This is a genomic window from Marinomonas sp. IMCC 4694, from assembly GCF_008122525.1.
Lineage (GTDB): Bacteria > Pseudomonadota > Gammaproteobacteria > Pseudomonadales > Marinomonadaceae > Marinomonas.
Window position 1 is genome coordinate 1,946,759 of record NZ_VSRV01000001.1, and the last position, 14,879, is coordinate 1,961,637.

The following is a 14,879-nucleotide window of genomic DNA, read 5'->3' on the forward strand; positions in this document are numbered from 1 at the left end:
AATTAACGAACAAAATGCAACTGATTCATTCGAATCCTCAAAGGACGAAGCGATTGTTCCCAATCTTTCGCTGAGATTTTTTGACCATGATAAATAATCTGTAAAACACCACTTCCTGCATTGGCAAGCGCGTCACTGAGAAACGCAATAAAAGCGTCATCGGTCAAACTAACACTCGGTTTGGGTTGGTTTGGCTTATCATTCGACAGCAAAGAAAAACACCCCAAATACTGAACCGAACAATCCACCAAGGCATCACGCCAATACGATTCAAACACGCCATTACTAGAGGAAGAAATCACCACAACGGGCGACTCTGCAACGTCCATTTCGAACAGCAAACGCCCTTTTCGAACCCCAGATGACAAGGTCACATTGATCGAAGCATTCTCCGTCAGCAACAACACCTGCTGCCATGCAAGGGCAGACAGCACCGCTTTTTGAATCAACACGACTAGAGGCGAACCCGCTTGATTCAGCGCCATACAATCGGTAAAGACAGACTCGTCTTCAACAGAAAAAGACACCGACACGCGGTCACCAAAAGACTCATCACTTGGCCCCAGCAATGTTAGCTCAACCACAGAATCACTCAGTGTACGCTTGGATAAAACAGTAAAGACAGAAGACGCAGACGGCGTCTGAGTCGTTAACGACATGTCCGACATAACCGATGTTTGACAAGACAAAATAGAGTCACAATTCTGTTGATCATAAAGGCGACACGCACCGCACACACCCGCTCGACAGCCATGACGAACAAACGCACCTTGATTTAGCAAAGACTCAAGCAAATTTTCGCCATACGGCAGCTCGAAACACGTGCTATTCATTTCTACTGTTACAACGTCAGAACCCATCACTTCATCCTTGTTATGTTACTCTACTAAAGAGCGCTGGCCATAAAAAAACCGAATCCATCTTGAACTCGGTTTTATCGTTAACACGCCAGAATTAACTATCTATGATAATCGATCTGACGGCTAACACCTTTTCACTTCAATTTCCAAGCAACTGGCTTACCCGCAAAGAAAGGCACAATAGGCTCGCCATTTGGTAAGGTAATACTTAAAGGCACTTCCCACGATTCACGCACTAACGTGACCGTTTCTGTGTTGCGTGGCAAACCATAAAAGTCCGCGCCATAAAAACTCGCGAAGCCTTCTAATTTGTCTAGTGCATCAAGTTCGTCAAATACCTGCGTGTACAACTCAAGAGCGGACCAGGCGCTATAACACCCAGCGCAACCACAATCAGACTCTTTTCGGTGCTTCGTATGAGGTGCTGAATCTGTTCCTAAGAAAAACTTTGACGATCCAGACTGAACCACAGCACGAAGTGCCTCTTGATGGGTGCTGCGCTTAAGCACTGGTAAACAATAATTATGAGGACGCATACCGCCATCCAGCATGTCGTTACGATTCAACATCAAATGTTGTGGTGTTATCGTTGCGGCGACACCATCACGGGCGGCCAACACAAAATCAACCGCGTCTTTGGTCGTGATATGCTCAAATACCACCTTTAAATGGGGAACACGCTCCACGATATTGACCATGTGCTGATCAATGAACTCTTTTTCTCGATCAAATATATCAATGTGTTTTTGAGTTACTTCACCGTGAATCAACAACAGCATGTCGTTGTCAGCCAAGGCCTCAAATACAGGATACAAAGACTCGAGGGAATTTACGCCGGAGTCTGAATTGGTTGTCGCACCAGCCGGGTACATTTTAGCCGCCAGCACACCAGCCGCTTTCGCATCTTGAATGTCCTGCACACTGGTCTTATCAGTGAGATAAATAGTCATTACTGGTGTAAAGGTACTGTGCGCAGGACGCACCGCTAAAATACGCTCACGATACGCTAACGCCAATGCTGCTGTCGTGACAGGTGGCACCAAATTAGGCATGACAACCGCACGCTCAAAACAACGCGCTGTAGCAGGAACCGTTTCAAGTAACATGTCTTGATCACGAAAATGCAAATGCCAGTCATCCGGCTTAGTGATAGTAATTTCGTTCATTACTGACCTTTATAGTTGAGTGTTTCAATGGTTAAATAATTAAAATATGACCGTTAAATAATTAAAACATAGTACCAGAATACAGCAAGCTGGTCATAGCAACCCAACAAAAGCATTCCGACAAAGCCCCTTTTTTTTAAGTACAAAAAAGCCGAACCTGTAAAGGGTTCGGCTTTTTTAAATCATCACATCGGGTTAACCAAACTTAGCTGTCTTTGCGTGGCGCTCTTGGACGACGATCACCGCGATTGTTATCACTGCGACCTCCATCACGACCACCCGGAGAACGCTTACGGTCACCAAAATTAGATGGACGACGATCACCGCCTGCTGGACGCTTACGAGTAGACGGTGCCGCGGCACGCTTATTCAACTCATCGGCATTGTCCAGCTTAGCAATGTCCGTACGCTGACCGCAAATACGTGTTTTACCCAATTTACCTAACGCTTCACCGCTTAGGTTAGAAGGCAAATCTACGGTTGCAAAGTCCTCATAGATTTCAATGTGACCAATGTAGCGACTTTCAATGTCTGCTTCATTGGCGATCGCGCCTACAATGTTGCCAGGCTTGACGCCATCGCTGTAGCCAACTTGAACAACATAACGCGTCATGGACGTATCTGGATCGTCTTTTAACGGCATCGCTTCTGCGGTAACAGGACGAACTTTACGTTCGCGAGGCGCTCGATCACCACGGTCTCCGCGATCGCCGCGATCACCACGAGAACCATCACGATCATCGCGACGCTCTCTGCGCTCTTGGCGAACTTCCATTTCAGACAACAACAAAGGTGTTTTGCCCTGAGCCATGTGCGCTAACGCAGCGGCCATTTTCAACGGATCCACTTCGTTATCTTTCTGGTAGCTCTGAACAAGCTCTAGGAAGAAATCAAGGTTTTCATTGTCCATAGCATCAGTAATACGCTGTTTGAAGCGTTCAACTCGATGTGCATTGATGTCAGACGCCGTTGGCAATGTCATGCTTTCGATAGGCTGACGCGTTGCACGCTCAATCGCTTGCAACATACGACGCTCACGATGTGCAACAAATAGAATCGCAGTACCAGAACGACCCGCACGACCGGTACGGCCAATACGGTGAACGTAAGACTCAGTATCGTATGGAATATCATAGTTGACAACGTGACTGACACGCTCAACATCCAAACCACGGGCTACAACATCGGTGGCGACCAAGATGTCAATTTGACCTTTCTTGATGCGATCAACCGTACGCTCACGCAAATTCTGGCTAATATCGCCATTCAATGCTTCACAAGCATGGCCACGAGCGGTGAGCTTTTCAGCCAATTCAACCGTTGCCGCTTTAGTACGCACGAAAATGATCATACCGTCGTGTTCGTTCATCTCAAGAATACGCGTCAAAGCATCAAGCTTATGCAAGCCACTTACTGGCCAGTATTTTTGAGTAATCGTCATCGCAGTAGACGTTTTGGTAACGATTTTTACTTCTTTCGGATTGTTCAAATGGCGGTTAGCCACTTGGCGAATCACGGCTGGCATGGTGGCCGAGAACAACGCGATTTGACGAGTAGGAGGTGTTTGTTCCAGAACCCATTCAACGTCATCAATGAAGCCCATGCGCAACATTTCGTCGGCTTCATCAAGAACCAGCGCTTTCAAGCCATCCAGTTTTAATGTTTTACGACGAATGTGATCCATTACACGACCAGGTGTACCGACAACCACTTGAACACCGCGTTTTAGCTGACGAAGTTGAGTGTCGTATGACATGCCGCCATAAATAGGCAACACGTGAAAATCTGGAAGGTGGCGAGCGTACGTTTGAAATGCTTCAGAAACCTGAATAGCCAGTTCACGAGTAGGAGCCAGAACAAGTAATTGCGTTGTTTTATCTGTAACATCTATGCGAGACAACAACGGAAGCGCGAACGCCGCTGTCTTACCAGTACCCGTCTGCGCTTGCCCCAAAAGGTCTCGACCTTCTAATAGATATGGAATACTTTGCGCTTGGATAGCAGATGGTTGCTCGTAACCTAGTTCAGCAACCGCTTTAAGAACAGGGGCGATTAGGCCCAACGAATCAAATGTAGGCTGAGTATCAGCGTCAGACATGTAAATTAGTACCTTTTTTTGATGAGGATAAGGCCTGTAACCATTTACATGCCTTAATGAGATTCTCAGAGAAAAACTGATGGAGAAGTATATACAAAAAAAGAAAAATACGCTAGCAGTATGACAAAATAGATTGTTGCATCCTATTTAATCACTTTTCAATCGAGCTCTGAAATCTCTCTTTCTGACCCAATCATAATCGCCAACCAATGCAAACGTGGATTAGCTTCAAATGCCAGCTTAACAATAATGGTCAGCGGGATTGACAGCAACATTCCTACCGGCCCAAACACCCACCCCCACAAGAGCAAAGACAAGAAAACCACTAAAGTGGAAAGCCCCAAACCTTTACCCATGTATCTGGGTTCAATGATATTTCCCACCACTAAGTTGACCGCCAAAAAAGCCCCTGCCGTCAATCCTGCTGACAGCCCGCCCAACTGAACAAAGGCAAGCAACACCGCAGGCACCGCCGCAATAATCGAGCCGATGTTTGGCACGAAGTTTAACAACATGGCACACACGCCCCATAAGATTGGAAAATCCACTCCCAACAGCCACATCGCTGTGGTAATCAATAGGCCTGTCAACATACTCACCAAGGTTTTTATCACCAAATAGCGATTTACTGACTGAATAAAAGACGTCACTTTATCCATAGACTTAGACGCATCCGTTAATGCTAAAGACAGTTTTTTCGGCAGCTCGACCGCTTCAAAAAGTATAAAAATCACTATCATTACCACCAATACAAGATTGGTTAATGCACTGCCTAACCCTCTTAATGCGTTTGCCACCATCTGCATGAGCGCAGAGGGATCAATGTAGCTTCTTATCTGATCATAAGATATGTGCAGACCAAAGCCATTAATAATAGCAACAACCCCCGCCATTTCTTCACCGAAACGCACTCGATAATTGGGCAACTGACTAGAAAAGTTATCTAAGGAGGCGCCAACCAACACTGCCAAACACCCCAAACTCACAAGAATCAATAAAACGACTAGTAAAATTGACAACCAAGTAGGAAAACCCCGCTTGCGCAATGCCGCCATCGCTGGGGCGCAAATAATGGCGATAAACACCGACAACATAAATGGCACAACAATTTGCGAAGCGGCTTTTAAGCCGGCAATTATGATAATAAAGGCGGCAAAACCCACTAACCAATGTGTACCCTTGTGCTGCTCATTCATGCTTATTCCTTATAAAGGTATTGGATAAATACTTTGGGCGTAGTCGGACAAATCCTGCAGCATAATAAGCTTTGCTTGCGACAAATCCGGTGTTTGAGCAATGTCATTTAAGCGCACAAAATACTCTTCCATCGTGATAGAACCTCCGCCGTCTTTGTCGAGTAAACGAAGTTGGCGATACTCTTCCCATTCAACGCCTTGTTGCTCAGTCAACTGATCTGGATAATTGCGTGCAATGTATCGCATTAACATTTCAGGTAAACGACGATCATCAAACGACAAAGCCAATTCGGATAAACAATCCACTGGAGTTGAGCGAATCGTATCCATTCTCGCCTTATCTTCACGGGAAAAGAAACCACCGGAATACAACATGACATCTGGATCTTTGTGAATCACACGATCTTCTTGAACAAAAACATCGCTTAATTTAGCCGCTAAATTGGCATGCCCTTTAATTAACGCTAAGTTTTTACGACACACCTCACCGTCTAACGCAAGACGCTTAACAATTTCTGCATCCTTTAAAAAAGTGGCAGGTGCCACAGCAGGCGATTTATTATAGTGAATTACCTTCAGCGGCAACCTATCAACTCCCCCTAACTCATCTTGTCGAGTAAACACTCGATGACGGATTTCATCCACACTTAAGTCAAGTAATGGCTGCGGATCGGACATAAGGTCAAACACAATCACACCGTTTTTATTTGTCGGATGCGGGGCAATAGGCACAACAAAGGCCGAAAAGTACTTAGCTTGACCAAACATGCCTGAAACGTGCAAAAAAGGCTTCAACTTCACAATATCAATAAATTTTTGAAGCTCTTGTTTTTGTCGCATTTTAAAATAGTACTGAAATAATTTGGGTTGCTTAGCGCGAATAAGCTTGGCAATTTCTATCGTGCCATACACATCAGACAAAGCATCGTGTGCTTGCTCATGAGCGATACTGTTTGCCTTGGTCAGTGCTTCCAGTTTCATTGACACCTGCCCGTCTTCGTTTTTAGGCCACACAATACCTTCTGGCCTCATGGCATACGTCATACGCACCAAGTCTATAATATCCCAGCGAGAACAGTTGTTTTGCCACTCCCGAGCGTAGGGATCAATGAAATTACGATAAAAGCCATAGCGTACTACCTCGTCATCGAAGCGGATCGAGTTATATCCCAATGCACAGGTCCCTGGTAAAGACAGCTCCGCCTCGACCGCTTGCATAAACTCAGCTTCACACAACCCTTCTCGATTCGCATCTTGCGGACTAATACCCGTTAACAAACATGCTTCGGGTTGCGGCAAAATATCTTCCGCTAAACGACAATAAAACATCACTGGCTCGCCAATAGGGTTGAACTCAAGATCGGTTCTGATACCAGCAAACTGCATGGGACGATCTCGCGCTGGATCCGTTCCCGTTGTTTCAAAATCAAACCAAAAAAAAGAGGTTGGGCCCAATGAGGTCACAAATAATTCCTGTTAGACATAAAATAAGATGAGTATTATACGCACACTTAAAGTGTATTTGTTAACGTGTCATTCGTGTTGGATGGAGTTGTTTATGTCAGTGTCAATTAATTGCCCGTGTGGAACGCAAACGCCTTACGAAATGTGTTGTGGCATGTATCACAGCAATCCAGGCACAGCGCCAACCGCAGAGCGTTTAATGCGCTCTCGCTATACCGCCTTTGCTATAGGGAACTTTGACTACATTGGTTTAACTCAACGGTTACAAGATTTGCAAGAATTGGACGCCAAGGACAGCAATGGCCATACTCGATGGATCAAGCTTGAAATCAACGGTACAGAAGGTGGGCTCGAAAATGACGACACTGGCTTTGTCACTTTTTCAGCTGACTTTAAAGAGGGAAAACACAGTGGACGCTTAAAAGAGCGGTCCAAGTTTAGAAAAGTGAATCAACAATGGTTTTACGTTTCAGGTGAGCATGTAATTGAAAAAAATACACCTTTGATTAATTCAGCAACCATGAATCTAGGTAGAAATGATCCTTGCCTGTGCGGTTCAGGTAGAAAATTCAAAAAGTGTTGCGCTGTTAGCTAACAGCGTCCCACTGGGTTTTGATGGCACGCAGATCCTCTTCTATTGATAAGAAACACTCAACTAGGTCAGGATCAAAATGCGAACCAGCGCCTTTTTTTATGTGCTCAAAAGACTCTTCAATCGTCCAACTTCTTTTATATGAACGCTCCATCGTCAGTGCATCAAATACATCGGCTAACGCCACAATTCTTGCCGATAAGGGAATATCTTCGCCCGAGAGACCGAGTGGGTAACCAGAACCATCCCATCGTTCATGATGACCTAACGCAACCTCAGCGGCCAACTTAAAAAGAGGTGCATCACTTTTAATGAGTATTTGATAGCCAATAACCGTATGTTGACGCATTATTTCCCACTCATCTTCCGTTAATTTATTCGGAGACTTCAGAATGCTGTCAGGAATACCAACTTTACCTGTGTCATGTAAAGGTGCTGCTAATTTCAGCAGTGCCACCTGAGACGCTTCCCAACCAATTTTTTTAGCCAGCGCAGCACCATAATCTGCCATACGCCACATGTGAACTCCGGTGTCGGTGTCGTTAAACTGCCCAACCTCACCTAACATACCAATCGCCGAATGCAGCGCATCATCCAGTTCTCGAGTTCTATCTTCAATAGTGCGTTTATTTGCGAGGTTATCCTCGGCCAATTTAAGATGCGTAGCCACCCTAGACAGGGTCGTTAAAGGCGTAATCGGCTTAGTTATAAAGTCAACACAACCCAAGTTAAAACCACGCTGCTCGTGCTGTGAATCTGTCATCGCCGTCAGAAAAATAACCGGAATATCAGCGGTTTTAGGATGGGCTTTTAACCTTTCACACACCTCAAAACCGTTCATATCAGGCATCATGATATCCAGCAAGATAATGTCTGGCAGAGCGCGCTCGATAATATCCAAGGCCACTTTTCCACTTTTAGCAATTTGCACCTGATATTTTTCTATCAAAATCCCTTTGAGTAAATCTATATTTCTCGGCACATCATCGACAATGAGCACACGTTTATTTTTAGATGATTGTGCATGTATATCAGCCAATTAATTAACCTCGATATGGTCCAGATGTAACTGTTCTCTAAAAGAAATCACTTTTAACATCGCATCATGATAGTCGTAAGCCGCAATGTCTTCCACTGCACTAAAAAGAACATCAGCACCACTGTAATCACCGCATTGCTGAATCAATGCCCCAATCAGGCTTTCTGCCTCTAAATTACCTTCTAGCAACAAGGCTTCAAGCTCCGCTAATTTAGGGTAAAAGGCAGACACATTGTCTACTTGATTTTTTGTATTTTCATTAACTAAAAGTTCCGTTTGACCCCCATGAACCCAAGTACAGAGTTTTTCAATGAGCAATTTCGGATCAAGCGGTTTAAGTAACACTTCATCAATGCCGATATCAGAAAAATTCTTTTCATTAACGTTAAAAATATCCGCGGTCAATATAAGAATCGGCGGCTTATTAACACCCAGCATATTGGTTATCTCTTCACTTGCTTGAAAACCGTCCATGACGGGCATTCTAATATCTAAAATAATCACATCAAATGTACGCTGCCGAGCCATATCGCACGCCAAACGACCATTTTCAACCCACACCACCGTGGCACCCACTTTTTCTACGATAGCCTTAACAATGGCCGCGTTTATTTTGTTGTCTTCAGCCAAAAGTATCACTTTCTCTTTAAACAAAAGCTTGTTATTCATATCAAGGTCGGGGACCCCTTTCATGGGCCTTAGCTCTATGTCGTCAAGTGTAGCTATCTTAGTGTTGATATTGTGAGGCGTAATAAGGCCAACATGAACAAAGTCATTGACTGTTTTATCTATTTTTCCACCCAAAAGCAGTGCTTTTCTTTTTAAAACACGCCGTTGCGAATCAAAAAAAGGGGCTTCTTTGGCCAGCCAGTCATAGCTTATCAACCAGGGACTGTCTAGGGTTAACGAACTCAGAATAGGCGCTTTTTCAACCACATCAACGTGCAAAGAAGCCAGCAAAGCATTCAACGACTCATCGTTGTTAAACGAGGCAATGGGGCTTAAAGGTAAGGTTTGGTATAATGAATCGGGTTGATAGGGAAGCGTGACGGTGAAAAGAGTACCTTCGCCACACACACTCACAAACTCAACACTGCCACCTAGTAAAGAAACAAGCTTTTGAGTGATACTGAGCCCTAGACCCGTTCCACCATACAGCCTCGTTGTGCTGCTGTCCGCCTGCTTAAAGACATCGAACACATCAACCCCTTCCGCAATACCAATACCCGTATCTTTGACTTCAATAATAAATTCTTTATCAGATGCGGCACGCACCATGACATGCACAGAACCAGACTGAGTAAACTTAATCGCATTACCCACAATATTGATTAAAATTTGCTGGAGCTTCCCCTTATCTCCCATGACCAAATCACACATGGAAAAATCACGACACACCAAGAAATCCAAACCTTTAGACGCAGCAGTCACCTCATTGCTTTGATAAACATACTCAAGTACGTCGTCCAGACTGATATTCTGTAATTCCAGCTCTACTTTTCCGGCCTCTATTTTAGAGAAGTCTAATATCCCGTTTATAATGGCAAGCAAGCTGTCTGCAGACTTTTGTATTTTAATCACTTTTTCACGGTGTTTTTTATCTCGCATGTCATCAAGTAATAAGTAGCTAAAACCAATAATAACATTCATAGGGGTACGAATTTCGTGGCTCATGGTAGCAAGAAATTCTGATTTTATGTGTAAAGCTTGCTCCGCTGAATACACTGCCACTTCTAGTTCGGCGGCTAATTGTTTGGATTTTCGATAAGATTCTTTTGTGATTTTTAATTGTTTGAACAACATGACGATGATGAAAACAACGGTTACCGTCAGTAATGCTATTAATGATCCTAAGTAGAAAAACAACCCCAGCGTGTTATTTCTCTCTTCAACTTTGCCTTTAGACCTCAATGCGAGACTTTCGAGAACCACCATTTCTGTTTTCTTCTGCATCAGCTCACTTTCTTTTAAGATAAGACCGATGTTCGCAATCGCATTGTCTGTAAATAACAAACCGTCCATTTTTTCCATTTTTACTTGCATGAAATCTAACATTTCACCCGACCCGGGCAATCTATCAAACAACACTCTTAACTGCCCTGTTTCAAAAACGTGCAAACGACTGTATAGAATATCAAATCGTATCATGGCGTCATCAAGACGCTCTTGTGTAAATCCGTCTTCCAAGAGTTTCAACGAGTTTCTTAGCTTTAACGTCTCTCTATCTAATTGGTAAGAAGCCCATAGGGCATCCTCTTCGACAGCAGACAGGATCATCTTTTGCCGATCAACCAATTCAAAAAACATTAACGCCGACGCCCCCATAAAAATACAGGCCGCTATAACCAACAAAATCAAAGGAGATATTCTTCTACGACCGGTTGCTTTTACTAAAGCGCTCACGGGAGCATCCATGCTAGCTCTTACTCAACAGTAATGGATTTAATTTGCCAAACAGAACGATTATGGATGACCTCATTATTTAATGAAGGGTCCTCATCAAATGGATAGAGCAAAAAGAGTGGCCCCTTTTTTCTCACCGTCATGGGTTCGCCATTCATATCCATAGCAAGAATAAGGTTGTACTTACTCCCATCTTCTGAAGGTACGGAGGCACTGTAATCATTCAGCGCAGTAACCGATAACGTTCCCTCAGAAGCACCGACAGCAGCCAACAACGAACGCAATAACGGACCACGGTAGACATCCACACCTTCACTCCAAGGCGTATTAGTTGTTACCTGAACCACCTCTAAATCCATCAACATATCACGGTCAAACTGCGCTGTTTTTTCAGCCGTATTGGTATTTTTTATGCTGCCCATTACCGTCAAAATCACCTTACCTTTAGGCGTTGGTAACGTCTGAGCTTGCACGCTCGTAAAGGCAAACATCCCTAAAACGATCAGCCCAAATACTTTAATTTTTTTCATCTAGCGTTCCTCTATAATAAATTTTCACCAGTATAATGAATATCTTAACGTTTGCCTTCACCACCTTACGAAACAATACATATTTCACAGGCAAAAAAATACCCACAATGAAGTCTACGCAACACTGACATGATCTGCTATCAAATGTATACTAATTCGTATTCAAGACCGAGCCCTTTTGTCGAGGGTGACGCGACCACTTTTACCGGACACAATTTTGGGCAATTCCGGCCCCATGACCTAAATTCGCAGCGCTACGCTACTACAGAATAAACACAACACACTGTGATGGACTTAATTATGAATGCACTAACACTTGGCCCCCTTTCAAAGGCCAACGGCGAAATACAAATCCCAGGTTCCAAAAGCTTATCGAATCGTATTTTATTACTGGCGACCCTAGCCAAAGGCACAACAAGAATCACCAATTTACTCGACAGTGATGACATTCGCCGTATGCTCGAAAGTCTGACCCAGCTTGGCGTGAACTACACCTTAGAAGACAACGGCACCACCTGTATTGTAGAAGGGTTAGGCGGCCCTATTCAGGCGAATTTTGGTGATCTATTTTTAGGCAACGCTGGCACCGCCATGCGTCCGTTGACCGCTGCACTTTGCCTCGGCCAAGGTGAATTCCACTTGCACGGTGAACCCCGCATGCACGAACGCCCTATTGGTGATTTAGTCGATGCACTCTCCTCACTGGGTGTTGATATAACTTACGAAGGCGAAAAAAACTACCCGCCGCTGCGCATTAATGCCAACGGTTTATCTGGCGGCAATGTGTCTATTAAAGGCCATATTTCCAGCCAGTTTTTAACCGCCATTTTAATGAGTGCCCCAATGGCACAAGGTGACCTCACAATTAATGTTGACGGTGAGTTAGTCTCCAAGCCTTATATCGACATCACACTGCACGTGATGAAACAGTTTGGAGTAAACGTTGAAAACCAAGATTACCAAGCCTTTGTTGTAAAAGGTCAGCAAACTTACCAAAGCCCAGGGAACATCATGGTAGAAGGCGATGCCTCTTCGGCGTCGTATTTTCTAGCCGCAGCAGCCATTGCGGGTGGCAAAATCAAAGTGCACGGTGTTGGCACCGACAGCGTGCAAGGTGACGTGAAATTCGCCGACGTCTTAGCGCAAATGGGCGCGAAAATCACCTATGGCCCAACATGGATTCAAGCCGAGCGCCATGAACTCAACGGCGTCGACTTAGACATGAACCACATTCCAGATGCAGCCATGACAATCGCAACCACCGCTTTGTTTGCCAAAGGTCCAACTACGATTCGCAACATTTATAACTGGCGTGTTAAAGAAACAGACCGCCTGTTTGCGATGGCAACTGAACTGAAAAAACTGGGTGCTGAAGTTATTGAAGGAGAAGATTTCATTAAAGTCACCCCCGTGACTCACTTGAAGCATGCGGCGATCGATACGTACAACGATCATCGCATTGCCATGTGTTTTTCTTTAGTCGCTTTCTCAAAGACACCGGTGACTATTAACGACCCAGGTTGCACCTCAAAAACCTTCCCAACCTATTTCGACTTGTTTAACGCTATCGCAAGCTGAGTCATCACACTAGCCGTTAAGACAGCGCGGGGTCCCAGTCTTTCCAGACAACCTCGCGTCCCTGCGACCGAATCATGGTGGCAATGTCCGCCACCGATCGGTCATCACTGATTTCGAATTGCTCAAGCGCTTCTTCCGCCCCCTCCGCATAACCACCAGGTTGAGTTTTCGACTCGGCGCTCATCGTTGTAAAGCCCATTCTGACCCCATGATGCCGAAACTCTGGGGATTCGCGAGTAGACAGGCTCATTTCTAAATCTCGGTCAAACAATCGCCACGCCGCAATCAGCTGAACCAATTGGCGGTCTGATATCAGCGACTTTGGCACAATGCCACCTTCACACGGTCGAATTCTCGGAAACGCGACACTGAAACGACTGCGCCAATAGCGTTTTTGTAAATGCCTAAGATGCTGTGCCATCATCATAGAATCCGTCCGCCAGTCTTCTAACCCGAGCAATACACCTAAACCAATTTTATGAATGCCCGCCTGGCCGATACGATCTGGGGCATCAAGACGAAAATTGAAGTTGGACTTATTGCCGCGTAAGTGATGCTCAAGATAGGTTTTACGTCGATAGGTCTCTTGATACACCAGCACACCGTCTAACCCAATGCTTTTTAGTCGTTGATATTCATCGGTTTCTAATGGCTGGACCTCCATAGAAAGCTGACTAAAATGCGCTTTAATTTTTGGCAACATTTGTTCAAAATATGGCATAGAGACCTTATTGGTTTCTCCCGTAACCAATAATATATGATCAAACCCTTTTCTCTTAATAGCCGCCACTTCTTGCTGAATTTGAGTGTCATTGAGCGTCAACCGCCTAATGGCATTGCTCATTGAAAACCCGCAATAAGTGCATTCGTTCGCACAGGTATTTGACAAGTACAAGGGTGCAAACAAACTCACGATATTACCGAAACGCTGCAACGTCAGCTGCTCGCTTTTAGCAACCATATCCAATAAGTACGGCTCGGCGGCTGGAGAAATCAATGCGGCAAAATCTTCAACCGATAAAGTGTCTTTTCCCAAAGCGCGCAATACATCCCGTGTGGTTTTACCTTGATGGCATTCTGTCACCGCTTGCCAATCGGCTTTGTCTATCCACTCGCTAAACTGACCAACGACTGCTGGACTTTGTTCAAGCAAACGAATTTTTGCCACATTCTCGCTCATTGCAACCCTCCGAGGAAATCCGTAAAGGGGCTGGTGGCTTGTGCCTGAATACGCTTTTCACCTAAACCGGATTCGTACGCCAAACGTCCCGCCTCAATCGCCAGTCGAAACGCCTCTCCCATTTGAGCGGGCTGTTTCGCGACCGCTAACGCCGTATTCACTAGCACCGCATCCGCGCCTATTTCCATGGCTAATGCTGCATCAGACGGCGCCCCTATGCCGGCATCAATGATCACCGGCACCTGGCTTTGCTCAATAATAATATCTAAAAATGGCCGACTCACGAGCCCTCTATTTGAGCCTATTGGGGAACCTAATGGCATGACACATTGACACCCCACCTCTTCAAGTCGCTTACACAGCACCGGATCGGCGTGCACATAGGGCATCACCACAAAGCCCTTTTTTACCAGTGCTTCTGCCGCTAATAAGGTTTCCATTCCGTCCGGCATCAAGTAACGCGGATCAGGATGAATCTCTAATTTTACCCAATGTGTTTCCAGTGCTTCCCGTGCCAATTCTGCCGCAAAGACCGCTTCTTTCGCCGTTCTTGCTCCAGAGGTATTAGGCAGCAACTTGATACCTTGTTGCATCAAAGGCCTTACAATATTATCCGTGTGATGTTTCATATCCATGCGACGCAGTGACAAGGTGGCCATCTCACTTTTACTCGCCACCAGAGACAGCATCATGGCTTCAGAACTGGCGTATTTACCAGTGCCGGTAAACAGTCTCGAATGAAATTCATGACCTGCAATAAAAAACGACGACAT

At 45.0% G+C, this 14,879-nt stretch carries 12 protein-coding genes; 2 read left to right on the plus strand and 10 right to left on the minus strand.

All coding sequences use genetic code 11. From position 1 onward, the window contains the following. Positions 1-2 precede the first annotated feature (2 nt). The 5 genes from FXV75_RS08860 to sbcB all read right to left on the minus strand — a co-directional run bounded on the left by FXV75_RS08860 (position 3) and on the right by sbcB (position 6,784). Positions 3-860: a 2Fe-2S iron-sulfur cluster-binding protein gene (locus FXV75_RS08860; RefSeq protein WP_148832624.1), complete on the minus strand. Its 858-nt coding sequence runs from the start codon at positions 858-860 to the stop codon at positions 3-5. 134 nt (positions 861-994) lie between these two features. Continuing rightward, positions 995-2,026 (minus strand): dihydroorotase, encoded by a 1,032-nt coding sequence (pyrC, locus tag FXV75_RS08865; RefSeq protein WP_148832626.1) that lies wholly within the window; start codon positions 2,024-2,026, stop codon positions 995-997. A 205-nt stretch (positions 2,027-2,231) separates the two neighbouring features. Next, complete coding sequence (locus FXV75_RS08870) at positions 2,232-4,124, minus strand: DEAD/DEAH box helicase (protein WP_148832629.1); 1,893 nt, start codon at positions 4,122-4,124, stop codon at positions 2,232-2,234. 158 nt (positions 4,125-4,282) lie between these two features. After that, entirely contained in the window at positions 4,283-5,320 is a 1,038-nt protein-coding gene (locus FXV75_RS08875) for an AI-2E family transporter (protein ID WP_148832631.1), read from the minus strand. Positions 5,321-5,329: 9 nt separating this feature from the next. Further along, positions 5,330-6,784, minus strand: coding sequence for an exodeoxyribonuclease I (gene sbcB / locus FXV75_RS08880; RefSeq protein WP_148832633.1), 1,455 nt, complete (start codon positions 6,782-6,784; stop codon positions 5,330-5,332). Between the two features lie 94 nt (positions 6,785-6,878). Between sbcB and FXV75_RS08885 the strand changes: the two genes are divergently transcribed. Further along, the gene (locus FXV75_RS08885; RefSeq protein WP_148832635.1) at positions 6,879-7,379 is read left to right on the plus strand and encodes a YchJ family protein; all 501 of its coding nucleotides are present in this window, start codon (positions 6,879-6,881) and stop codon (positions 7,377-7,379) included. Here the strand turns inward: FXV75_RS08885 and FXV75_RS08890 are convergent. Genes FXV75_RS08890 through FXV75_RS08900 form a run of 3 tightly spaced genes read right to left on the minus strand, consistent with a single transcriptional unit; the run spans position 7,372 to position 11,348 of the window. Next, the gene (locus FXV75_RS08890; protein WP_148832637.1) at positions 7,372-8,415 is read right to left on the minus strand and encodes an HD domain-containing phosphohydrolase; all 1,044 of its coding nucleotides are present in this window, start codon (positions 8,413-8,415) and stop codon (positions 7,372-7,374) included. The two genes, FXV75_RS08885 and FXV75_RS08890, sit on opposite strands and share 8 nt — an antisense overlap. Next, positions 8,416-10,818 carry an ATP-binding protein gene (locus FXV75_RS08895; protein WP_222863115.1) on the minus strand — a complete coding sequence of 801 codons (2,403 nt, stop codon included), beginning with the start codon at positions 10,816-10,818 and terminating at the stop codon, positions 8,416-8,418. Positions 10,819-10,838: 20 nt separating this feature from the next. Beyond that, on the minus strand, positions 10,839-11,348 hold the full coding sequence (locus tag FXV75_RS08900; protein ID WP_148832642.1) for a molybdopterin-dependent oxidoreductase: 510 nt from the start codon (positions 11,346-11,348) through the stop codon (positions 10,839-10,841). A gap of 300 nt (positions 11,349-11,648) precedes the next feature. Here FXV75_RS08900 and aroA point away from each other — a divergent pair, with 300 nt between their 5' ends. After that, the gene (gene aroA, locus FXV75_RS08905) at positions 11,649-12,926 is read left to right on the plus strand and encodes a 3-phosphoshikimate 1-carboxyvinyltransferase (protein ID WP_148832644.1); all 1,278 of its coding nucleotides are present in this window, start codon (positions 11,649-11,651) and stop codon (positions 12,924-12,926) included. A 16-nt stretch (positions 12,927-12,942) separates the two neighbouring features. Here aroA and thiH read toward each other — a convergent pair whose 3' ends face one another. Further along, a complete protein-coding gene (gene thiH, locus FXV75_RS08910) occupies positions 12,943-14,106 on the minus strand; it encodes a 2-iminoacetate synthase ThiH (protein WP_148832646.1) in 1,164 nt (387 codons plus the stop codon). Continuing rightward, positions 14,103-14,879, minus strand: a complete 777-nt coding sequence (locus tag FXV75_RS08915) for a thiazole synthase (protein ID WP_148832648.1) — start codon at positions 14,877-14,879, stop codon at positions 14,103-14,105. Before FXV75_RS08915 ends, thiH begins: the two co-directional genes overlap by 4 nt.

Excerpts from the sequence above, each read along its gene's own strand:
- FXV75_RS08860 (WP_148832624.1), bottom strand. The coding sequence starts at position 860 with ATGGGTTCTGACGTTGTAACAGTAGAAATGAATAGCACGTGTTTCGAG.
- pyrC (WP_148832626.1), bottom strand. The coding sequence starts at position 2,026 with ATGAACGAAATTACTATCACTAAGCCGGATGACTGGCATTTGCATTTT.
- FXV75_RS08870 (WP_148832629.1), bottom strand. The coding sequence starts at position 4,124 with ATGTCTGACGCTGATACTCAGCCTACATTTGATTCGTTGGGCCTAATC.
- FXV75_RS08875 (WP_148832631.1), bottom strand. The coding sequence starts at position 5,320 with ATGAATGAGCAGCACAAGGGTACACATTGGTTAGTGGGTTTTGCCGCC.
- FXV75_RS08885 (WP_148832635.1), top strand. The coding sequence starts at position 6,879 with ATGTCAGTGTCAATTAATTGCCCGTGTGGAACGCAAACGCCTTACGAA.
- FXV75_RS08900 (WP_148832642.1), bottom strand. The coding sequence starts at position 11,348 with ATGAAAAAAATTAAAGTATTTGGGCTGATCGTTTTAGGGATGTTTGCC.
- aroA (WP_148832644.1), top strand. The coding sequence starts at position 11,649 with ATGAATGCACTAACACTTGGCCCCCTTTCAAAGGCCAACGGCGAAATA.
- thiH (WP_148832646.1), bottom strand. The coding sequence starts at position 14,106 with ATGAGCGAGAATGTGGCAAAAATTCGTTTGCTTGAACAAAGTCCAGCA.
- FXV75_RS08915 (WP_148832648.1), bottom strand. The coding sequence starts at position 14,879 with ATGTCGTCGTTTTTTATTGCAGGTCATGAATTTCATTCGAGACTGTTT.